19 protein-coding genes are annotated in these 22375 nt (G+C 69.7%); 10 read left to right on the top strand and 9 right to left on the bottom strand.

All coding sequences use genetic code 11. From position 1 onward, the window contains the following. Positions 1 to 613: P-loop NTPase (locus tag VGJ14_13525; GenBank protein HEY2833441.1), on the top strand; the 613-nt coding region annotated here is incomplete at its 5' end. Positions 614 to 670: 57 nt separating this feature from the next. Here VGJ14_13525 and VGJ14_13520 read toward each other — a convergent pair. Next, positions 671 to 1048 (bottom strand): sec-independent translocase, encoded by a 378-nt coding sequence (locus tag VGJ14_13520; GenBank protein HEY2833440.1) that lies wholly within the window; start codon positions 1046 to 1048, stop codon positions 671 to 673. Between the two features lie 203 nt (positions 1049 to 1251). Here VGJ14_13520 and VGJ14_13515 point away from each other — a divergent pair, with 203 nt between their 5' ends. Beyond that, positions 1252 to 2667 (top strand): glycoside hydrolase family 16 protein, encoded by a 1416-nt coding sequence (locus tag VGJ14_13515; GenBank protein ID HEY2833439.1) that lies wholly within the window; start codon positions 1252 to 1254, stop codon positions 2665 to 2667. Here the strand turns inward: VGJ14_13515 and rfbC are convergent. From rfbC to VGJ14_13490, 5 genes are read right to left on the bottom strand one after another with little or no spacing between them, the layout of a single operon-like run. Next, complete coding sequence (rfbC, locus tag VGJ14_13510) at positions 2664 to 3266, bottom strand: dTDP-4-dehydrorhamnose 3,5-epimerase (GenBank protein HEY2833438.1); 603 nt, start codon at positions 3264 to 3266, stop codon at positions 2664 to 2666. The genes VGJ14_13515 and rfbC overlap by 4 nt on opposite strands. 4 nt (positions 3267 to 3270) lie before the next feature. Beyond that, positions 3271 to 4158, bottom strand: coding sequence for a dTDP-4-dehydrorhamnose reductase (gene rfbD, locus VGJ14_13505; protein HEY2833437.1), 888 nt, complete (start codon positions 4156 to 4158; stop codon positions 3271 to 3273). Beyond that, the gene (gene rfbB / locus VGJ14_13500; GenBank protein HEY2833436.1) at positions 4125 to 5105 is read right to left on the bottom strand and encodes a dTDP-glucose 4,6-dehydratase; all 981 of its coding nucleotides are present in this window, start codon (positions 5103 to 5105) and stop codon (positions 4125 to 4127) included. The genes rfbD and rfbB overlap by 34 nt, the downstream gene beginning before the upstream one ends. Positions 5106 to 5118: 13 nt before the next feature. Further along, positions 5119 to 6180, bottom strand: coding sequence for a glucose-1-phosphate thymidylyltransferase (locus VGJ14_13495; protein HEY2833435.1), 1062 nt, complete (start codon positions 6178 to 6180; stop codon positions 5119 to 5121). After that, entirely contained in the window at positions 6177 to 7109 is a 933-nt protein-coding gene (locus tag VGJ14_13490) for a hypothetical protein (GenBank protein HEY2833434.1), read from the bottom strand. Before VGJ14_13490 ends, VGJ14_13495 begins: the two co-directional genes overlap by 4 nt. A 170-nt stretch (positions 7110 to 7279) precedes the next feature. Here VGJ14_13490 and VGJ14_13485 point away from each other — a divergent pair, with 170 nt between their 5' ends. Continuing rightward, entirely contained in the window at positions 7280 to 8794 is a 1515-nt protein-coding gene (locus tag VGJ14_13485) for a glycosyltransferase family 2 protein (protein ID HEY2833433.1), read from the top strand. A gap of 95 nt (positions 8795 to 8889) precedes the next feature. Then, a complete protein-coding gene (locus VGJ14_13480) occupies positions 8890 to 9384 on the top strand; it encodes a GtrA family protein (GenBank protein ID HEY2833432.1) in 495 nt (164 codons plus the stop codon). Between the two features lie 7 nt (positions 9385 to 9391). On the opposite strand, the gene VGJ14_13475 is transcribed toward VGJ14_13480, so the two are convergent. From VGJ14_13475 to VGJ14_13465, 3 genes are read right to left on the bottom strand one after another with little or no spacing between them, the layout of a single operon-like run. Beyond that, positions 9392 to 10114 carry a glycosyltransferase family 2 protein gene (locus VGJ14_13475; protein ID HEY2833431.1) on the bottom strand — a complete coding sequence of 241 codons (723 nt, stop codon included), beginning with the start codon at positions 10112 to 10114 and terminating at the stop codon, positions 9392 to 9394. Further along, complete coding sequence (locus tag VGJ14_13470; GenBank protein ID HEY2833430.1) at positions 10101 to 11618, bottom strand: DUF2142 domain-containing protein; 1518 nt, start codon at positions 11616 to 11618, stop codon at positions 10101 to 10103. The genes VGJ14_13475 and VGJ14_13470 overlap by 14 nt, the downstream gene beginning before the upstream one ends. Before the next feature lie 2 nt (positions 11619 to 11620). Continuing rightward, positions 11621 to 12274: a class I SAM-dependent methyltransferase gene (locus tag VGJ14_13465; GenBank protein ID HEY2833429.1), complete on the bottom strand. Its 654-nt coding sequence runs from the start codon at positions 12272 to 12274 to the stop codon at positions 11621 to 11623. Between the two features lie 127 nt (positions 12275 to 12401). Here VGJ14_13465 and VGJ14_13460 point away from each other — a divergent pair, with 127 nt between their 5' ends. The 6 genes from VGJ14_13460 to VGJ14_13435 all read left to right on the top strand — a co-directional run bounded on the left by VGJ14_13460 (position 12402) and on the right by VGJ14_13435 (position 22332). Then, positions 12402 to 14366 (top strand): hypothetical protein, encoded by a 1965-nt coding sequence (locus tag VGJ14_13460; GenBank protein HEY2833428.1) that lies wholly within the window; start codon positions 12402 to 12404, stop codon positions 14364 to 14366. A 37-nt stretch (positions 14367 to 14403) separates the two neighbouring features. Further along, positions 14404 to 14802: a GtrA family protein gene (locus tag VGJ14_13455; GenBank protein HEY2833427.1), complete on the top strand. Its 399-nt coding sequence runs from the start codon at positions 14404 to 14406 to the stop codon at positions 14800 to 14802. Further along, complete coding sequence (locus VGJ14_13450) at positions 14799 to 15221, top strand: DUF2304 domain-containing protein (GenBank protein ID HEY2833426.1); 423 nt, start codon at positions 14799 to 14801, stop codon at positions 15219 to 15221. The genes VGJ14_13455 and VGJ14_13450 overlap by 4 nt, the downstream gene beginning before the upstream one ends. Next, positions 15193 to 15915 carry a glycosyltransferase family 2 protein gene (locus tag VGJ14_13445; protein HEY2833425.1) on the top strand — a complete coding sequence of 241 codons (723 nt, stop codon included), beginning with the start codon at positions 15193 to 15195 and terminating at the stop codon, positions 15913 to 15915. Before VGJ14_13450 ends, VGJ14_13445 begins: the two co-directional genes overlap by 29 nt. 85 nt (positions 15916 to 16000) lie before the next feature. After that, positions 16001 to 17515 (top strand): glycosyltransferase family 2 protein, encoded by a 1515-nt coding sequence (locus VGJ14_13440; protein HEY2833424.1) that lies wholly within the window; start codon positions 16001 to 16003, stop codon positions 17513 to 17515. Further along, positions 17512 to 22332 (top strand): methyltransferase domain-containing protein, encoded by a 4821-nt coding sequence (locus tag VGJ14_13435; GenBank protein HEY2833423.1) that lies wholly within the window; start codon positions 17512 to 17514, stop codon positions 22330 to 22332. The genes VGJ14_13440 and VGJ14_13435 overlap by 4 nt, the downstream gene beginning before the upstream one ends. Positions 22333 to 22375 lie beyond the last annotated feature (43 nt).

The following is a 22375-nucleotide window of genomic DNA, read 5'->3' as shown; positions in this document are numbered from 1 at the left end:
CTCGCACGGAGTGCGGCTGATCTCGATCGGGATGTTCATCGAAGGGAACACCCCGGTGGTCTGGCGGGGCCCGATGCTGCACCGGGCGTTGCAGCAGTTCCTCGCCGACGTCTGGTGGGGCGACCTCGACGTGCTGCTGATGGACCTGCCGCCGGGCACCGGCGACATCGCGATCTCCATTGCGCAGCTCGTGCCGAACGCGGAGATCCTGGTGGTGACCACCCCACAGCAGGCCGCCGCGGAGGTTGCCGAGCGGGCCGGGTCGATCGCCTCGCAGACCCACCAGCACATCGTCGGCGTGGTGGAGAACATGTCCTACCTGCCCTGCCCGCACTGCACCCCCGAGGGGCGAGAGCACCGCCTGGAGATCTTCGGTCGCGGCGGCGGCCAGCGGGTGGCCGACGGCCTGGCCCGCACGCTGGGCACGGACGTGCCGCTGCTCGGCGAGGTCCCGTTGGACCCGCGGCTGCGCGAGGGCGGCGATCAGGGGCTGCCGTTGGTACTGGCCGACCCGGCAGCGCCGGCCTCGACCGTGCTCACCGCGATCGCCAACCGACTGGGCACCCGCTCGCGCGGGCTGGCCGGACGTTCCCTGGGCCTGTCGCCGGTCTAACCGTCAGGTGCTGTCCTTGTCGCCCAGGGGTGGCCGGGATGGCTCAGCCGTGGTGACTCAGGTGCTGTCCTTGTCGTAGGGCGGTATTTCGCCCGCCGGGAGGCGCTGCGCCGGGCCCTCCCCGGTAATCGGGCTGCGCAGCTCGTCGAAGTTCAGGTCCTTGCGGAAGTCCAGGTCCTTGCCCAGATCCGCCAGCGGGTCCTCGTCGCCGATGGTCTTGCGCAACAGCCCGCGGGGGGTGAGGTCGGACATCTTCACGTCGTTGAACTCGGGCAGGTCCTTGGTCAGGTCGGCCTTCGCGGCGTGCACGTACACGCGCACGTTGCGAAGGATCCGACCGGCGTCGGCCGCCAGCTTCGGCAGTCGGTCCGGACCGAAGATGATCACGCCGAGCGCGCCCAGGGTCAGGAACTCCCACCCGCTGATGTCAAACACGACACCAGCTTAAGCCAGACGGCCCGGATCTGTGAGTCCTGCCGGCGCCCGCACATCGGTCCTCGTCCGTACGGATGAGGCGACACCTATCCGATGGGGCCATTTCCGGGTGCGTGCGAGGCCGCACACCTTCGCCCCTCGTCCAACCAGCCACGTCGGCCGACGGACACCGGCCGGCGACCGCGGGGGGCGGGAAAAGCACGATGTTCAACCTTCGACGCACGCTGCTGGCGGCCGTGGTGGCCGTGGGTGTGGTGAGCGGCCCGGTGGCGTTGTCGCAGGCCCGAGCCGGCGCCACGCCGACCTTGCCCGCCTCGGTTGTGGGTGCCGCGCTGCCGGGCGAGACCGTTGCCATCGTGGGTTCGGCCGACGTCGCGCAGCGTCCAGTGGAGCTGCAGGTGCGCGTGGGCAAGAAGTGGCTCAAGGTGGCGACCGCGAATACCGACGGCACCGGCCGGTTCACCTTCCCGGTCACCGTGGCCGCCGACCCGACGCAGTACCGGGTGAGCGCCCCGGACTACACCGTCACCGAGCACGAGTACGCCCCGGCGGACTCCGATCCGGTCACCGTCACCGCCCGGGCCGCCGCCGCCGTGCTCAGCCTGGGCGTCGCGCCGATCGCCCAGTCGCAGTCCGGCACCAAGAACCTCACCCCCGGCACCGCCACGTTCACCCCGGCCCGCCCGGACGCCCCGGTTCGGGTCCAGCGACAGACCGCCGATGGATGGGTCGACGTGGCCAACGGCACCCAGGACAAGAACGGGACGTTCAACTTCGCCGTGGATGCCGTCGGCGCGAACGGCCCGTACACGTTCCGCGCGGTGAGCACCCCGGCCCACAGCGACCAGATTGCTTCCGCCGAGGCGACCTCCGCCAACTGGAAGATCGCCTTCGGCGACGACTTCGACGGCGACGCCGCCGACAACAGCTTCAGCAGCATCGGGCCGGATGGCCACACCGGCAAACGGACGTGCTCAGTGGTCGGCGATAACCAAACGGGTGCTACCGGTAGTGCCGTGACGCTGCAGGTGGGCCTTGACCCGGCGGGTGTGCCGGCCGACTGTGACCTGCCCACCGGCACGGTGGACGCGGCGATCAGCACCAGGGACACGCAGACCTTCACCTATGGAGTGTTCGCCGCCCGGATCAAGTACGAGGACGCGCCCGGTCAGCACGGCGCGTTCTGGCTGCTTCCGGCGGACGGCAGCCAACCCGGCGACCCGGCCACGGTGGGAACAGAGATCGACGTCAACGAGTACTTCGGTGACCTGTCGGGCATCCCCACCATGGGGAACAACGTCTATTGGAACAACGGCGAGACGCCCGGCCAGGACCTGGTCTCCGACGGCCAACGGTTCGCGACGAGCACGACGGCGCTGGGCCCCGGCCAAACGCCGTCCAACGGTTACCACGTGTACTCGGTGGAGTGGACGCCGACGGAGTACATCTTCCGACTCGATGGGGTCGAGACGTTCCGCACCAGCAAGGGCGTCTCGCAGCAACCGCAGTACCTGCTGCTGTCTTTGCTCAGTTCGGACTGGGAGCACGTGAACCTGGACCCGACGACCCTGCCGTCAACGATGAAGGTCGATTGGGTGCGGGTCTGGCAGCAGCACTAAGTGCTGCGCAGCTTCGCCTCCCACGCGACGCAGTCCGCCCAGGTGGGCAACAGCCCACTGGCCACCGCCGCGTCCAGCGAGGGCGCCGCGGCGTCCTTGTCGGACAGCACCGGCGCGATGTCCGCGGGCCAGGTGATACCCAGAGCCGGATCCAACGGATTGATGCCGTGCTCGCGGCCGGGGGTGAAGCCGGTGGAGCACAGGTACACCACGGTGGCCAACTCACTGAGCGCGAAGAAGGCGTGACCCAGGCCTTCGGCGATGAAGATGGCGCGCCGGTCGACGTCGTCGAGTTGCACCGCGTCCCACGCACCGAACGTGGGTGAGCCGACCCGGATGTCCACCACCACGTCGAGGATCGCCCCGGACGGGCAGGTCACGTACTTGGCCTGGCTGGGCGGGACGTCGGCGAAGTGTACGCCGCGCAGCACCCCCTGGCGGGACACCGAACAGTTGGCCTGGGCCAGGTCCAGCGCGCGGCCGGTGGCCTGTTGCAACACCTCGGCCTTGAACACCTCGCAGAACATGCCGCGGTCATCGCTGTGCTGACGAGGCGTCAGCACGATCGCCCCCGGCACGGACAGCTCGCGCACCTGCATGACCTCACCCCTCCTGCAGCATCGGCACGGCGTTGCGGACCGACTCCGCCCACGGCGGCATCGGGGCCAGCCCAGCGGCCAGCATGGCGTCGTGGCCGAGCACGCTGAACGCCGGCCGCGGTGCGGGCCGCGGGAATTTGTCCGTGGTGGTCGGCCGCACCCGCTGCGGGTCCGCCCCGACCGCGGCGAAGACCTCGCGGGCCAACCCGCACCAGGTGGTGCGGCCGGACCCGCTGACGTGGAAGATGCCCGGTGAGATCTCCGCGGTGCCCAGTGCCACCAGGCGGGCGGCCAGGTCACGGGTCCAGGTGGGTTGGCCCCACTGGTCGTCGACCACGTCGAGGAACTCCCGGTCCCGCTCCAGCATCAGCATGGTGCGCACGAAGTTGCGGCCGTGCTCGCCGTACAGCCACGCGGTGCGCACCACGGAGCCGCCCGAGGAGAGCACGGCACGCTCTCCGGCCGCCTTGCCGATGCCGTACTGGGTGCGCGGGTTGATCGGCTCGTCCTCGCGGTAGGCCGGCGCGGAGGCAGGGTCGCCGTCCGCCGAGCCCGCGAACACGTAGTCGGTGGACAGGTGGAGCAGACGCGTGCCGTGCCGCACGCAGGCCGCGGCCAGCAGACCCGGCGCGAAACCGTTGACCGCGGCGGCCTGACCGGCGGCGGTCTCCGCCCCGTCCACGTCGGTCCACGCGGCGGCGTTGACCACCACGTCCACCCCGGCCACCGCGGCATCCACCGCGGCGGCGTCGGTGATATCCAACTCCGCGCGGGTCAGTGCGCGCACCTGCTGACCGGCGAGTGCGGCCTGCAGATCGCGGCCGAGCATGCCGCCCGCGCCGGTCACCAACCAGCGGGTCATCGTGCGGCGGCGGCGCGCAGCGGTTCCCACCAGGACCGGTTGTCCCGGTACCAGTCGATGGTGGCGGCCAGACCCTCGTCGAAGTTCACCCGCGGCGTGTACCCCAGCGCAGCCAGTTTCGAACAGTCCACGCTGTACCGCCGGTCGTGCGCCTTACGGTCGGCCACCGCGTCCACCCGCTCCCAACCCGCCCCGCAGGCGGTCAACAACCGCTCGGTGAGCTGACGGTTGGTCAGTTCCGTGCCGCCGCCGATGTTGTAGATCTCGCCGGGCACCCCCGCGGTGAGTGCCAGCGCGATGCCCCGGCAGTGATCCTCCACGTGCAGCCAGTCGCGCACGTTCAGCCCATCGCCGTACAGCGGCACCTGCCGGCCGTCGAACAGATTGGTCACGAACAGCGGGATGACCTTCTCCGGGAACTGGTAGGGACCGTAGTTGTTCGAGCACCGGGTGATGCTCACGTGCAGTCCGTGGGTGCGCCCGTAAGCGCGCACCAGCAGGTCCGCGGCGGCCTTGGACGCCGCGTACGGGGAGTTGGGCTCCAGCACGTGGCCCTCGGTCCACGAGCCGGTCTCGATGCTGCCGTACACCTCGTCGGTGGACACCTGCAGGAACCGCGGGACCCGATGCGCCAGGCACGCGTCGAGCAGCACCTGGGTGCCCACCACGTTGGTGCGTACGAACGGGGCGGCGCCGGAGATGGACCGGTCCACGTGCGATTCCGCGGCAAAGTTCAGCACCACGTCGTGACCGGGCACGGTCTCGGCGACCACCGCGGGGTCGGCGATGTCCCCGTGCACGAAGCGGAACCCGGGATGGCTGCGCACCGGGTCCAGGTTGGCCGGGTTGCCCGCGTAGGTCAGCGCATCCAGCACGGTGACGCCCGCCCCGGCCAGTCCGGGCAGCCGACCGTCGAGCACGGTGCGCACGAAGTGGGAGCCGATGAACCCGGCGCCCCCGGTGACCAACAACCGCACGAAGTCTCCCGTCTCAGCGAACCCGGACGACGCTGTGGTCGCCCAGCACCAGACGGTATGCCTTGACCGGACCGTCGGAGGGCAGCACCTCGACCTCCCGGCCGATCAGCGAACCCTCGATGCGCCGCACCCCGCAGATCCGGGACTGGTCGAGCACGATCGAGTACTCGATCTCGGTATCCACCAGCTCGCAGTCCGCGGCGATCGCAGTGAACGGACCCACGTAGGAGTCGATCACGCGCGAACCGGCCCCGATGATCGCCGGGCCGAGAATGCGCGAACCAATGACCTCGGCGCCGGCCTCCACCACCACTCGACCGATCAACTCGCTGTCCGTGACGGTGCCCCGGGTGGCGGCCTCGGTGGCCTCCAGCACCATGCGGTTGCACTCCAGCATGTCCTCCACCCGGCCGGTGTCCTTCCAATAGCCGGTGATCTGGGTGGAGCGCACATCCAGCCCGTCGTCGATCAACTTCTGGATGGCGTCGGTGATCTCCAGTTCGCCGCGCGCGGACGGGGTGATGGCTCGCACCGCGGCGTGAATCGCCCGTCGGAACAGGTACACGCCGACCAGCGCCAGGTCGCTGCGCGGCTCCTTGGGCTTCTCCACCAGACGGAAGACCTGGCCGTGCTCGTCGATCTCGGCAACGCCGAACTGGGTGGGGTCGGGGACCCGGGTGAGCAGGATCTGTGCGTCGGCCGCGGAGCCGCGGAACTGCTCGACCAGGTGACCGATGCCGCCGATGATGAAGTTGTCGCCGAGATACATAACGAACTCGTCGTCGCCGAGGAAATCCGCGGCGATCAACACGCAGTGCGCCAATCCCAACGGGGCGGCCTGCGGAATGTAGGTGACCTCGATGCCGAACTGCGCGCCGTCCCCGACGGCGGCGCGAATCTCCGCCGCGGTATCTCCGACGATCATGCCGACCTGCGTCACGCCGGCCTCGGCGAGTGCCTCCAGGGCGTAGAACAACACCGGCTTGTTGGCCACCGGCACCAGTTGTTTGGCCGAGGTGTGAGTCAACGGCCGCAGCCGCGTGCCCGCGCCGCCGGCCAGCACGAGCGCCTTCACTTGGCCTCCACATTCGATAGGTGCTGTCCGCCGGCCAGCGCGGCCACCGCCGCGGCGGTGTCCTGCACCGCGGCGGTGACGATCGCCAGGTTGCGGTGGATTTCGGTTTGCTGGGCAAGAATCTTGGCCAACAACTCCTCCGACGCCCCCTCGGGCACCTGCCCGGCATGGATGACGGCGTGCATCAGGCGCCGCTGAGTGCGCCGGGCGTACCAAAGCTGCATCAGGGACAGCGCTCCCACACCGGTGGTCAACAGCGCGCCGCGTCGATCGCGACCGGTGAATACCACCGCGGCCGCGCCGCCGGCCGCCAACAAGCCGGCCGCGGCCATAGCGACCGGGCGGCCGCCGGGGTCGGCGGGCGGGAAATGGTCGCCGATCCCGCCGGCGGTGGGCGGCTGCATCGCGGCCACCTGCTCGGCCAGCTCCCGAATCCGGGCCTCAGCCCGCTCGGCGCGGTCCAGGGCCACCCGCAATGTGGCGCTGGGCGCGGCGGCCGACACGTCGGCGGCGAGCACGTCGTGCAGATCCGGCAGTGCATCGGGGTCGGCATCGGGCACCAGGCGCAGGCACGAGATGCCGTAGACGTCGACCCGGTCGACCGGCGCGAAACCGACCATGGCCGGCGCACCGTCACGCCGCAGATCAATAATTGCGGGACCGCGCAGATCCACCATCACCTGAACGTCCATCTGTCCGCGGGAACGTAACGTGGACATCACGGTGGCCAACCGACCGCCGCGGGTGGGTACGCCGGTGAGCACGGCGCACCCGCAATTGGCCAGCGCCGCGGGCAGCGCATCGAGATTATCGAGCGTGATCATCGCCACGTCGTCGAAGGCCACCGCCAATACAGCACCCGCTTCGGCCGTGGGCGCTACCACCAAGGCGGCGTCCGGAAACTCCCGTTCTGTCCAAGAACTGGTCATGTCAAAGCACAGCCGTCCCACTGGTCATGGATCGCGACACCTTACAAGTCGATCTGCGGCGACCGCGGCTTCGAGGGTGCAGGCTTCCGGGCCCGTTGCCAACCGCCCGCCGGCATCAGTTAACCCACGAGTAGTTGTGACGGTGTGGCCGGCTCAGCGTTAATGGGTCCGTGCGCTCACCTGCGGTTTCCGTGATCATGGGTACCTACCGCGGGGCCGGGACGATCGCGCGTCCATTGCACTCGTTGGCCCGTCAGACGCTGCCGCTGGACCGCTTCGAGGTCATCGTGGTGCAGAACGGCCCCGCGGACGACACCGACGTGGTGCTGGATCAGATCCGCGCGCAGTACCCACAGTTGGCCGTCCGTCGGGCGCGGTGCGAGGCGGCGGGGTTGGGCCGGGCACGCAACATCGGCATGAACATGGCGCGCGGCGCGTACGTCACGTTCATCGACGACGACGACACCGTCTCGCCGAACTACCTGGCCGCATTGCTGGAGTCCAGCGCTCCGGACACCGTGGGGCTCGGCCACATGGCCGACGTGGTCGACGGCGGTCCGCCGAACTACGCCAACCGGCTGTCGGTGCAACTGTCGTTGGCCGGGCGTCGGCTCAGCCCGGGCGAGCTCATCCTGGCGTTGACCTACAGCGTCGGGAAGATGATGCCGACGGAACGGGCACGGGCGATCGGTTTCGATCCGGCGCTGCGCAGCGGCGAGGACATCCCCTTCTACATCTCGTTCTTCCTCGAGCACGACGACTTGTCGATCAGCGTCTGCCCGATCGACGCGCACGCGGTCTACTACCGCTCGGTGCGACCCGGATCGTTGTCCCGCCCGCACCTGTCCTACCAGTTCAGCGTCACCGAGCGGCTGGAGGTGATCGAGCGCATCGAGCGTCTGCACCCCCAACGACATTGGCAACGGCGCGCGGCAAAGCACATGGTGCGCGGGCAGTGCAAGTTCATCAACGAGTTCCTGTTCGCCCACCCCGAGCAGCACGCCACCGTGCTCGCCGACATCCACAACCGCGACCTGCAGTCGATCATCTACCGCCGGCTCAACCAAGGACTGGCGCACACCTTGGTGCTGGCCGGCCTCACCCCGCCGAGCATGCATCCGGCCGCGGTGCAGGTGGCGGAAAACATCCGGGACGCAGCCGCGGTGGTCGACGTGATCTGTGCAGCCACCGGACCGGGCGCTGCGCAGGACAAGACCCTGCGGGCGATCTGGCGGCCGTTCGTCGAGTCAATCCTGCGGGTTGAACCCGCCGATGTGGATCCTGAGTCCTGGGCCTGGGCCAACCGGTACTGGCGGCAGGGCAACGAATTCATTGGGCGGCAGACGCACAAGGACCCATACCGCGTGCTGCACAGCACCGCGGACAGCCCGGCCGCGAGCCTGCTGGCCGCCGCCTACAAGCTCACCCACCCGGGCACCCGGTGGATAGCGGAATACCCGGCGTCCCTGGCCGAGGGCACCGCGGACATGGCCGGGCACGGGCCGGACCCTGCGCTGTTGGTCGCGTTGACCCGGGGCCTGCGGCGTGCCGGGTGCGCGCTGCCGGAGGACGGCGGGCCGCGCGCCTGGGCGCAGCAGCTGTGCGCAGCCCTCGCCGATGAGGTGCACACCGTGCCGGCCGGCACCGGTGGCGGCGGGCGTGTCCGGATCGGCGACCCGCGCTGATCCCGGGGCCGCGAGTCCGCCACCCATCGGCGGATTGGCCGAGCATCAGCGGGGAAGACGAATGCGGACCCTGCGGCGAATCTGAGGCTGCCCGCGTGACCACGGCCGTCGGCTATCGCCAACTTCCCGACACCTGGCGCCGCCGGCTGCCCACGGCGGACCGGCGGGTTCTGGTCCAACTGGTGCGCTTCGTCAGTGTCGGCGTGCTCGCGGTGCTGGTGGACGTCGGTGGATTCAACCTGGTGCGCGCGGTGGGCGAGGACGAGCTATGGGCCTTGCCGCTGTGGGCCAAGGTCTGGTCGACCTCCGCCGCCACCCTGCTGGCCTGGGGTGGGCACCGTTGGTGGACGTTTCGCGACCGGCGCCGCACCGAGATCTCTCGCGAGTTCGGGACCTTTTTGCTTGTCTATTCGTCCAGCTCGTTAATCGCGTTGAGCTGCCTGGCGTGGTCGCACTACGCCATGCGGTTGCACTCCAACCTGGCCGACAACATCTCCGGAAACGTGATCGGCCTGGTGCTGGGCACCGTATTCCGCTTCTGGGCGTGCCGCCGTTGGGTATTCAACTCCCCCACCACCGCAGACGCCTGACGCCACGTCATTGATTACGGATCTGCCGCACCCGCAGCCGGGTGCGGAGCACCAGTCCGACCATCTGCAGCCCCAACCGGATGGTCTTGTTCAGGTCTCCGGTGACGCTGGACCGGCCCACCCGCGGGTGGTAATTCACCGGCACCTGCACGATGCGCGCCCTGCGGGCCACGCCCAGCAACATCATCTCCAGCCCGTAAGCCGACCCGTGCAAGGTGGACATCGACTCGATCTCGACGGCCCGCTGCTTGGTCAGCACCCGCAACGTGCAGCCGACGTCGGACAGCGACGGGGTGTTGTAGAGCAACTCGACGATTTTGGCCACGCCCCAGTTGCCCCACTGCAGGAACCAACCCATGTTGGCGCCGTCCCAGATGAAGTTCGACACCGTGCGTGAACCCAGCACGAATTCGCACTCGTCGGTGAACGGCAGCAGCTTCAACAGGTCCTTGGCGACGAAGGTACCGTCGGGCTCACACAGGCAGATCAGGTCGGTGTTCACCTCGCGCAGGCCGCGGCGGATGGCCGCGCCGTAGCCCTGCAGAGTTTCGTGCACCTCGCGCGCACCGGTCCGGGCCACCTCCTCGGAGGTGCCGGGCGCGGCGTTGTTGTTCACCACGAGGATCTCGTCGACGATGCCGAGTGCATCGAAGTCGCGGATGGTGGCCGCGATGCTGTCCTTCTCGTTGTAGGTGGGCAGCACCACGGACAACGTTCTACCGTTCCACATCCACTGCTCCCGCGATCCCGTGCCCGGCGGCCCCGATCATTACCCACACGGACAACAGCGCGCCGGCCGCCCCCAGGGTGAACCAGGGGGCCCATCCGCCGGGGGGGTGCCATTGCGAGGACCCAACGAACCACAACGGCCCGTTGACCCCGACCGCGTAACGGCGGGCGTTGCACCACAGTGCGATCAACTGCACGGCCGCCGCCGCCGGTGCAATCACCAGCAGCAGCCCACGCAGCTCAACACCCAGGCCGAGCGTCGGCAACCGTTCCACGACCACGGCGGTGCTCAACAACAGCGGGAACATCAGCATGGGCAACAGGTGCCTGCCCTGCAACGCCGCCGGCAGCGGAGCGAATACCGTCGCGTAGACCACATAGGCCACCAGTGCGGTCAGTGCTGCCGTGCACAGCAGGGCCCAGCGGTCCCGACGGCAGCCCAGCAGCACCGCCACCCCGCCGAGCAGAGCAATCGCGCACAACCACAGTCCGACCCAGACCGTGGGCAGTTGGGTATCCAGCCAGCCGAAGTCACCGACGCCGGAGTTCACCGCACCTACCAACACCCCACCGAACCGACGGCCCGCCGATGCGGACAGCAGCGATCCGGTGTCTGACGGGTGGTCGTAGCGCGCCTCCCAGACCACCGCGGCCAGTGCCGCCGCGGCCAACACCGACGCGGTCGCGGCGAACATCGGCAGTCGGGCCCGGGCCCGCTGCAGGCTGTGCCGCAGGCCGAGCCCGAGGACTCCGACCAACACCAGCACGGCCAGCGCCACGGTGCCCAACTGCCGGCTCAATGCCAACGTCGCGCCGGCCGCCGCGAGCGTCACGTGGGTGGCAAGCCGGTCCAACGACTCCGGCCGACGCAACGCCACCAGCACCACCGCGGCCACCGCGGCAGCGGCGGTGATCTCCACCCCACTCGTGGTGCAGGAACCCATGGTGAACACGACCGCCGGGGTCAGCCCGACGCTCAATCCGAGCAGGTGGCGCGGCCCGACCCATCGGCACAGGTGCCGGGCGGCGGCGAACACCAGCAGGCTGGAGACCAGCAGGAAGCCCAGCCGGGCCAGGCGGAACGCGGCCGGGGGGGAGTGTGCGGCGCGGGCCAGCAATCCGGCGGGCAAATACACGAACGGCGGGTACACCCCGACCGTGGTGACCGCGGCCACCGTGGCGGTAGACGTGGCCGCGTGCACCTTGTGCTGGCAGCCGGCACTCAACGCGGGCTTGAACGCCATGCACGTGTATCCGGTCGGCTGCAGCCGGGCCGGTATCTCCACCACCCGGGCCAGCGAGGCGTTGCGTCGTCCGGCCACGCCGGGCCCGAGCGGTGCCCCGGTGTACTTGGCGCCGATGTCGAACCGGGCCACGCCCAACGCCTTCACCAGGTGATCGGGTTCGTCCGGCGCCGCGCCCGGCGGGTTGGAGCCCAACCAGGCCATCCCCAGCAACAGGTAGCCGACCGCGAACAGGGCGGCGGACCTGCGGGCGTGAGACACCGTCAGGCCGAGGCCACGACGAGCATCTGACCGGCCATCGGCTTGACGGGGGAACGCAAGTACCAGGGCACCAGGAAGCTCAGCCCAGCTCCCTTGGAGCGCATGGACAACGGCAGGAAGCGAGCATGCACCGCGCGCACCGTCCAACCCTCGCAGGTCAGATAGTCGGGTAGCGAACGGTCGGTGAATATCGACACGTGGGTGAAGTCGTCGAAATACCCGCCGGGATCCAGCCGGAAGTTCGGCTGCAGCAGGATCAACAATCCGCCCGGCATGAGCACCCGGCGGGCCTCGGCGAGCACTCGGTTGCAGGTGGGCCGGTCCAGATGCTCGAGCAGATTCGAGGCGAAGACGACATCGAACGAACCATCAGCGAAGTGGGACAGGTCCGCGCAGTTCCCGACCACAGCGGACACGTGCGGTGCGGCCGCGCGCAACACGGTGGCGTCCAGATCCAGGGCGGCGATCCGGGCGGCCCGCACGTTGTTGGCGAAGTCACACCAACCCGCACCGAGCTCGAGCACCGCGGCGTCCGGGCGGATGTAGCGCTGCAGGTAGTCACAGATGTGCCGCCACACTGCGGTGCGCGCCGGATTGGCGGCCAGCCGGGTCTCGAAGTACCCGGGCACATAGGTGCCACCCTCTCCTGCATCCACCGCGTCCTCACCTCCGACCGGGCTCCGAGCACCCGATCGTGCCAGGTTTGCTGACTCCCCGGCCCGGACGGGTCTACTCTCCACGGCAAATGTCGCCGGACGGGCAACGCAAACTCGGAAGGGCCTGATGAGCACACGGCGGCTTCGGCTCTGGGCACACACGTGTTGCCGCCACGCGTTCCCCCTCGTCACGGCGTTGCTGTTCGTGGTGTTGGTCGGCGCCGACTTAAACGGGTCCTCGATTGGCGTGATGCAGGCGCCCGGCACACACGACCGGTCGCTGCTGCACGGCCATCCGCGCCCGATCCGTGTCGACGAGTGGCGTAACACCACCCCGATCCAGATCGAAGCGGTACGCGAGGGCTTCCCGGATCGGCCTTACATCGGGCTGACCCGCACCGATCAGCTCGCGGTTCTCCAGGCCGGCCCTCGACCACACGCCCTGGAGGTGTTCAAGCCCCAGGACTGGGGCTACTTCGCCCTCGGCGTGCATCGGGGATTCGCCTACCACTGGTGGTTCCCCTACCTGGTGAGCCTGCTCGGCCTCTACGCGTTGTCGATGGCGCTGGCGCTGGGCCGAGCGATATCCGCTTCGGTCGCCGTGGTGATCACCATGGCGCCGTACGACGCGTGGTGGACCTCCCCGACCCCGGGGTCATTCGTCGGCCTGGGCAGCTTGTCCGCCCTCGCCCTGTTACTGGGTTGCCGGGCGCGGTGCGCCCGGTCCGCCGCGTGGTGGGGATGCGCAGCGGGCGCGGCGTTCGTCGCAATGTCCCTGCTGCTTTATCCGCCCTGGCAGATCCAGATCAGTTTCGTTCTCGCGGCGATCGTGGTCGGTCATCTGATCGGCCATCGCCCGGACCCGCGCCGCCTGCTGATCACTCTGGGAGCCGGTGGGATCGTCACTGCGGTGGTATTGGGCTGGTGGTACCTGACCTGCCGGGCCGCGATCCGGGCCACGGCGGACACGGTGTACCCGGGCCATCGGATCGGTGTCGCGGGCGCGGCTTCATTGGCTCGATTGCTCAGCGCACCGCTGAACCCGCCGTTGGCCGGTACGCCAGGAAACACGGTGCATCTGCCGGGCAATCTGTCCGAACTCAGTTCCTCATGGTTCCCGTTGCCGCTGCTGGTGGGCTGCGCGGTCATCACGGCCCTGTGGTGGCGGGTGGGCAGGACGGCGGCCTGCTGGACGGCGCTGGCGCTGGTGCTCGCGCTGACCTTCCTGGCCTGCTGGGCGTTGTTCCCGGTGCCGGACTGGGCCGGCGGCGCACTGCTGTCCCGAAGCACACCGAAGCGATCTCCGGTGGCCCTCGGGTTGGGCAGCGTGCTGCTGATGGCCGTCGTGGGCCGACACGCACCGCGCCGGATCTCCTACCCCGCCGTGTGGGGCCCGGGTGTCGCGCTCACCGTGTGGTGCACGTGGTGGTCGGCCCGACACCTGCCGTGGGACATCGACCTCCTCAGCACCGGCCACATCCTCGCGCTCGCGCTGCCCACCGCTATCGGGTTCGGGGCATTCGCTGCCGGGCGGGCCCCGCGGGTGGCCGCTGCGGCCCTGGCCGCGTACTCGGTCTGGTCGTTCGGTTTGGTCAATCCCTGGTACCGGGGATTGGGTCCGCTCGACCGCGATCCGATAGTGCGTCAGATGCAACGAATCAAGCAGTCCGACCCCGCGCCGTTGGTCGTCGTGTTCGGGGATCCGTTGTTGGCCTCGGTGGCCCGAGCCGCCGGGGTCGAGACGTTGTCGGGTGTCACCTATTACCCCGACGCCGCGGTGATGAGCGGGTTGTTCCCCGGGCAGCAGGAGGCCTGGAACAACTACACGAACTACCAATGGGTTCCCTTGGCCAAGCCGGGACCGGCGGCGGTGCAACGGACCCGGATCGATGCCGCCACCCTGTTCGTGCATCCCTGCGATCCACATTTGCTGGCGCTGCATCCGGGGTGGGTGCTCTCGGACAGCCCCTTGCCCGCGGCACCGTGCCTGGGTCCTGGCCGCGCCTTCGTCCGCGGCACCAGCCGGCTCACCCTGTACCGGCTCACCGGATCGCCGGGGGTCACCCCCGTAGGATCGAACACCGGACCTTGATCACCGTTCGCCGAGCGAGAGGCAGACGCTTCTACCCATGGCGGCGCGCGCGACGAGGAGCGGCACTCGGTCGTCCTACGCTCGTTACCTGATCGCCGGCGGCGCCAGCTTCGGCGTCGACTTCGGGGTACTCGTCGGGCTGCACTCGGGTGCCGGCGCGCCCCTGGGGCTATCGGTGGTGTGCGCCTACCTCACCTCGGCCGTGGTCAACTACGCGTTGCTGCGGCTCTGGGTCTTCTCCCCGGTGATGCTTCGTCGGGAGAGCGGGCGAGCCCGCCAGTACCTGCTCCTGCTCGCCGCCAACGTGGGGGTGAACTTCGTGATCGTCAAGTCGTTGGCGAACCTCGGGCTCGACTACCGGATCGCGAAGGTGATCTCCGCGGTGACCTTGGCCGTGGCCAACTACATCGTGGCGTCCCGGGTCGTCATGGCGTGAACGGTGCAGCGCCGTGGCATGGTTCTTCCGTCACCGGTTCCCGCGAGCACTCCGTCGGCCCGAAAGGACACGAGATGGATTGGCATATCGTCACGGGCCTGTTCGCGCTGGCGCTGGCCGGCGTCGTGATCGAGCTGCTGCGCCGTGCACACCTGCGGGAGAAGTACGCGGCGCTGTGGATCGTGACCGCAATCGCCGTGGCCCCGTTCAGTTTCGCCCCCGGATTGTTCGATCGGATCGCCCACCGACTCGGGGTGTACGACGGCGCCAACCTCGCGTTGTTCCTTGCGGTCGCGTTCCTGTTGCTGCTCGGCGTCCATCTCAGCTGGGAAGTGAGCCGGCTGGAAGGGGAGACCAGGACCCTCGGCGAAGAGATCGCGCTGCTGCGCCATGCCCTGGGTGAACGCGAGCATGGATGACCGCGGCCGGGTCCTCGTCATCATCCCTGCCTGGAATGAAGAGGCATCGATCGCTCGGGTGATCCGGGAGGTGCGACAGCAGCCCGAGGTCAGCCAGGTCGTCGTGGTCGACGACGGTTCGGTCGACGCGACCGCACGCGTTGCCCGCGACTGCGGTGCCGAGGTGCTTCGCCTGCCCTACAACCTCGGCGTCGGCGGGGCCATGCGGTTGGGTTACCGCTACGCCCGGGAACGGGATTTCGACGTCACCATTCAGGTCGACGCCGACGGGCAACACGATCCGGCGGCGATTCCCGCCATGCTGCGCGCCCTGGACTCGGCCGACATCGTCATCGGAGCCCGCTTCGCCGGTACGGGTGACTACCCGGCGCACGGCCCGCGCCGATGGGCCATGAAAATTCTCGCCTCGGCGCTCTCCCGCATTACGCACAGTCCGCTCACCGATGTGACGTCGGGCTTCCGTGCCTGTGATCGCGAGGCGATTGCGCTGTTCGCGCGGCGCTATCCGGTGGAATACCTGGGCGACACCGTGGAGTCGTTGGTGATGGCGTCGCGAGCGAACCTCACCGTGACGCAATTGCCCGTCAGCATGCGACCCCGGCAGGGCGGGACACCGAGCCAGCACCCGATCAAGGCCTCCCTGTACCTGTTGCGGGCGATATTCGCGCTCCTGCTGGCCTTGACCAGGAGATGAGGCGGGCTCGCTGTCTCCCCCGCCGGGACGGGTTTAGTCTCCACCGCAGAGGTCGGCTGACGGCGAGCAAACTCGGGAGGGCTTGATGAGCACCGCAGCCGCGGGAACCGGTGCGCGAGCGCGGGCCGGGGTGGTCTCGGTGGTCACCATCAACTACAAGGGCGCAGAGGACACCATCGCGTGTCTGAGCGCGCTGGGCGAGTTGGACTGGCCCGCGGAGCGTGTCCAGGTGCTCTGCGTGGACAACGCGTCCGAGGACGGCAGCATCGAGCGCATCCGCGCTGCCGCGCCCGAGGTCGAATTGATCGCTTCGCCGACCAATACGGGGTTCAGCGGCGGGTGTTCGCTCGGGGTGGCGCACGCCACCGGCGAATACATCGCGTTCCTCAACAACGACGCGAAACCTGACCCGCGCTGGCTGGCCGAGGCCGTCGCGGTGCTCGAGGCAGACCCGACGATCGCGTGCGTGGCCTGCAAGATCCTGAACTGGGACGGCTCGCTGATCGACTTCGTGGACGGCGGGCTGTTCTGGACCGGTAACGGGTTCCAGCGGGATTTTCGACAGCCCGATGAGGGGCAGTGGGACGACGCCCGCGACATGTTGTTCGCCTGTGGCGGGGCGATGGTGGTGCGCGCAGACGTCTACCGGTCCACCGGAGGCTTCGACGACCGCTACTTCATGTTCTTCGAGGACGTGGACTTCGGCTGGCGGTTGAATCTGCTGGGTCACCGGGTGCGCTATGTGCCGACCTCGGTCGTCTATCACCGCCACCACGGCTCGATCGGCAAGACGGCCGACTGGTACCTGCGCTTCCTCTGCGAGCGCAATGCCCTGATGAGCATGTACAAAAACTTCTCCGACGAGACGTTGGCCCAGTGTTTCGCTCCGGCCATCGCGTTGACGGTGCGACGAGGATTTTTCGAGGGTGCGGACGACACCTCGGTCCTCGATTTGCGCCACGGCAAGGCCGAGGACGACCGGGAGACCCTGGAGGTCTCCAAGGTGGGGATGACCGGGGCCTTCGCGGTGGACTCGATGTTCGCGCAGATCGACGACCTGGCGCATACTCGCGCGGACCTGCAACGCCGCCGGGTACGCAGCGACCGCGATCTGGTGCCGTTGTTCCGGGACCCGGTGCCGTTCAGTCAACTGTTCGGCAGCCACCGCGAGACCTACGAGGCGTTGGTCGCCGCGTTCGGCATTCACGATCTGTTCACCCTCGACCCGCCGACCGAGGACGACCCCGAGGTGATCCCGCCGGGGACCGCGCCGGCCGACGTGCTCGCGCTGTACCGCGCCGCGGCGGCGGACCGGATCCGCCGCAACAGCCTGCTGGTCGAGGAACTGCGCACTGCCCGGCGGGCCGCGGTCGATGCCGAACGCAAACTCACCCGTGCGCTGAAACGCGTCAAACAACTCGAGGCGGGGACGCCCTCTGCGAAGACCGGAACCGGTAAGGCCACGTCCGGTCAGGCTGCTTCGGAGCCGACCCCGGCGACGGCTGCCGCCGCCCGGCGGGCGCGCCGAGTGGCGCGCGCCGTGCTGCGCCGGGTACGCGCGACGAATGCGGCCCGTGACCGCACCGAGGCCGGAGGGTGAGCACCGGTTGGCATTCGGCGAGCCCGGAGTACGCAGCAATCGCGCCGCTCGACCCGGCGTACACCGACCTCAGCACGGCCGAGGTGGATGCCGCACTCACCGTGGCGATCATCGTCGACGCGCGCCGGCCGGCCACCACGGCAGCGTGGCGCTCAGTGCTCGCGCACACCCGGAGTGCGTCGTTGCTGGTGATCGATGACTACACGTCAGATTGCCAACGCGCGGTAATTTTCGGGACAGACGGGGTGCGGATCATCCGTCACCAACACGCCCGCGGACACGGCGTTTGCGCGGCCGAAGCCGCCACGCAGGCCGGCCAGGGCGATCTGGTGCTGCTCGACGCAGACGTCGAGGTCGGGCCCGGCTGGTTGGCCGCGCTACGTCGAATCCTGGCGGGCTCGGCCGGGGTGGGCATCGTGGCCGCTGACGTGCACAGCCGAGCCGCGGACTTCGCAGGATGCGGGCACCTCGGCGCGGCGGAGATCGCCCGTGCGGTCGGCCAGGCCGCCGGGCCGGTCACCGTCGAGGTGGACCGGGTCGACCGGGGGGTGGTGCTGATCAGCCGGGCCGCCCTGGACGCCTGGCGGTCCGCCGCCGAACCCACCCTGTCACTGGCCACGGTGGCCAGGTTGTCCGCGATGCACCGACTGCGCACCGTGGTAGCCACCCGGGTGGCGGCGCTGCGCACGGAGGACGCACCCGTGCCCGGGCCGTCGGTGCCCAATCGGCAGGGCCTGCCGGATCGGACCGGGTCGGCAGCGGTACTGGCCGCGCGGTCCGCGGTATTGCCGCGGCGGCTGTACCTGCCCGGACCCTCGGACACCGCCGAGGCACTGCGGCGCATCGCCCGGGGCTTGACCCATGTGCAGGTTTCCTACCTGCTGGCGGGCGACTCCGACGGCGCGACGTTGACCCGGATCGATGACGACGGCACGGACGTCGTCGCGCTGCACACCGGTCCGCTCGACGCTGCCGCGTTGCTGGTGCTCTTGGTCGACCTGAATCCGGAACTGGTGCACGTGGACAACGCCGCGCCACTGGCGCCGGTGCTGGTGGACCTGGCCCATCGACTGGGCATGCCGTGCGTGGTCGGCATCAGTCGGCTCCCGGTCGGCCCCAAGGTCCACGCCGACCTGCTGGTCGCACCCGGCCCGGACGCCGCGGCAGCCGTGGCCGACGCGCGGGTCGCGGTGCTCGACCCGGGCACCGCGGCTCCGGCCGGGCAAGCGATGCGGCGGCGCCGGGCCCGGCGCGGCGGCCCGACCCGCGTGCTGGCGTGGCCGGTCGACGCACGGGGGGTCGTCGAGCGGCTGCGGACGTTGGCCGAGCGGACCGGTCCGGCGGTGGAGTTTCACACGCTGGGGGTCGGCCCGGCCGCGCCCGGTGACCTGCTGATCGGGCACACCGCAAATAATCCCGGCGCGCTGCACCGGGTGCTCAACGAGATAGACCCGGACCTTGGATTTGTGCTCGCCGACCCCACAGATGCCTGGTCAGCGCCCGCGCGCATGTGGTGGGCGCTCGGGGTACCGCTGCTGGTGCTGGGTGAGGGTGAGGCCACCGCCCGGGTGCGTGAGCTCGGCGCCGGCCTGGCGCTGCCCGCCGACGACCTCGACGCGGCCGCCGAGCAGCTGCGCGAACTGGTCCTGCACCCGGATCGGGTGCAACGGCTGCGCTCGGAGGTGCCACGGCGCGCTGTCGTGCCCAGCGAGGTGGCCATCGAACGACATCGCGCCTGCTACACCGAAGTCGCGCACCGAGCCGCCCGGCGACCCCGAGTCGGCTACGTGATGCTCGGCCGGCAGGGTCACCACGAGGGTTGCGAGCAGATCCGCATCCTGGCCCGCTTTGCGCAACTGGAACCGGGCGCGGCCACCGTGCGCCAGGTGTTCGCGGGCGAACTGCGCGATCACGAGGTGCTGCGCGGGCTGGACGTCCTGCTGGTCCAGCAACGCATGCTCGGGGCCGACGCGGAGCCCTTATTGGCCGCGGTGCGGGCCACCGGCACCCGGCTGGTGGTGGACATCGACGATGACCTGATCGATCCGGAGGCCCAACCGCGGACCAACCTGGACCCGCGGGACTTCTTGCGATTGACCGTCGAACTGGGCACCCGCCTGCGCAGCGCGGACACGGTCCTGGTGAGCACACCCGCGTTGGCGGAGCGGTTGGCCCCGTGGTGTGGTGCGCGGTCGGTGTTGGTGCCCAACCACCTCAACCCGCGCATCTGGACCGTCACGCCTGACCAGCGCAAACCCCCCCGCCACAAGGGTTTCCGCCTGGTGTACATGGGCACCCGTACTCACCTCGAGGACCTGTTGCTGCTGCAACCGGTGCTGGACAAGGTGGCCGCTCAGGTGGGCGGGCCGGTGACCCTGGAGGTGATCGGTGTCGCCGCCGAGTTCGACGGCGACGAGTGGATCACGCGACTGCCCGTCCCGCGGGACGCCCGGCACTACCCGGAATTTGTCGCCTGGCTGCGCAGCCACACCGGCCGCTGGGACGCCGCGGTCGCGCCTTTGGTGAGCTCACGGTTCAACCACGCCAAGAGCGACCTCAAACTGCTCGAATACGCGCTGCTGGGCCTGCCCGTGGTGGCCTCCGACGTGGGACCGTATCGAGGCACTGAGCACCTGGCCCGTCTCACCGACAACGCCCCAACGTCCTGGGTCGCAGCTCTGTCGGAAATCCTCGCGGACCCGGACACCGCAGCACTGCGCGCCGAGTCAGCTCGAGAGTTCGTGCTGGGCCGGCGCATGATGACCGCGCAGCACAGCCGGGACTGGCTGGCCACCGTGCTCGGCACGGGGTCGAGGAAGCACGACGGGGGAACGAACGTGAGCAAGCCGACCGAGTCCGGCGCGGACGCGGTGCGCTACGCCGACGGTGCCGAGGACGAGGTCCTGGCCGTGCTGCGGGCCGCAAGCGACACCCGCGCGGGCTGCGACGAGTTGGCCACGCACGCCGGGCAGAGCTGGGAACTGGCCTACCACTTCTCCCCGCAACGGCTGGGTCTGCTCGCCCCGTTGCGGCTGCACGCCGGCATGCGTATCGCTGATCTGGGCTGCGGTTCCGGGGTGATGGCGCGGGCAATGGGCGAGAGCGGCGCGTCGGTGCTGGGGGTGGAGGGCGTGCGCAGCCGCGCGGCCGCGGCCCGGGTTCGTTGCGCGGACCTGCCCAACGTGCAGATCGTCGACGGTCGCGCCGAGGAGGGCATCGCGGACGTCCGCGACCTGGATCTGGTGCTGATCTGCGGACTGCTGGAGTACACCGCCAAGGACGACCCCGCCGGTCCCGCGCGACTGCTGAGCGCGGCCACGGACGCGCTGGCGCCGGGCGGCGTGCTGGTGGTGGCCATCGAGAACCAGTTGGGATTGGGCTATCTCGTCGGCCGGCACGAGGACCACCACAACACCCCGTGGGTGGGCATGGCCGACTATCCGCTGCAGCGGCGCGGGCCGCGCACCTGGACCGCCCGCCGGCTGACCGCGATGTTCGCCGAGCAGGGCCTCACCGCCACCCGGTGGTTCGCCCCGTACCCGGACTACAAGTTGCCGCGAGTGGTGCTCGACGCCGCGGTGTACGACCGTCCGGATGCCGTGGACGTGGTGGACAAGCTCGTGCGCTACCCGCTGGACGGAGCATTCCGGGGCAGCGAGGCTGTGGTCTCCGGCCGCCGCTTCCAGCGCGTGCTGATCGAGGAGGGCATGGGACTGTCCACCGCGCCGTGCTTCCTGGTGGTGTGCGCCCGCACATCCGAGGCGATTGCTGCGCACACCGAGGATGCATTGGCCTGGATGATCAACAACTCTCGGCTGACCGAGTTCCGACGGACCCGGGCGCTTGGTCTCGACGATCAGTTCCGCACCCGCGGCGACGCGCACACCCACACCATGGACTGGTTGACCCAGCGGCTCGAGGCAACCTCGTCGCTGATCCCCGGCCGTCCGATGGACGCCCTACTGCTGGACGCGCTGCACGACGGCGATGAGGCCGAACTGCACCGGCAGCTGCATCGGTGGTACGACGCGGCCGCGGTCGGGCAGAGCGTGGTGCCGGACGACGCCGAACCACACCCGTTGCTGCCCCGGACCGGCGTGCCGATGTGGCAACCGGACCGGTTGGACGCGCACCCCGGCAATTGGATCCTCACCCCCGACGACGAGTTGGTCGCGGTGGACGACGAATGGCGGGCCCGCACCGGGGTGGACGCCGAACTCGCCGCGCTGCGTGCACTGTTCCTGTTCGCGGGTGAAGTGGTGGTCAACCGCTGCGCGCACCCATGGGGTGCCGGAACGACGATCCGTCAGATACTGGGGCGGCTGGCCGAACCGTTGGGCCTGGCCGAGGCCGCCGAGGCGCGGTGGCACGAGCTGGTCGCGGCCGAGGCGGGCCTGCAGCACGTGGTCGGCGACGCCGATACCGCGAAGCTGATCTCGATGATCGAACCCCGCGGTGACATCGCCACCGCAGCAAGATTGTGGGATACCCCCGGCGGCCTGGGTGCCCGCGAGGAACAGTTGGCCGCGGCGGTCGCCGAGACGCAGTCGTTACGTGGGCAGCTCGCCTGGGAGCGGCGCGCCGGGCGGCGCGCGCAACGGCGGCAGGCGCAGGCTGAGGCCGCACTCGCCACCTCCCGGGCCAAAACACAACGCGCCGAGAAGCGACTGGCGAGCAGCCGCGCGAAGGTCGCGCAACTGGAGGCATCCGCACCGGTGCGGCTCCGCAAGGCGCTGCGCACCCCGGCCCGCAGATTACGTGTCCTTCGTCGCCGGGCCGGCCGGCTGCGCCGCAGGGCAATCGCTTTGCGGCGTTGACGGGAGGTCAGCCCCGCCCTGACGGAGTGTTAGACAGGCCGGA

Source organism: Sporichthyaceae bacterium (assembly GCA_036493475.1).
Lineage (GTDB): Bacteria > Actinomycetota > Actinomycetes > Sporichthyales > Sporichthyaceae > DASQPJ01.
The sequence above is the reverse complement of the archived record's forward strand: the minus strand, read 5'-3'. Positions and strand labels throughout refer to the sequence as shown.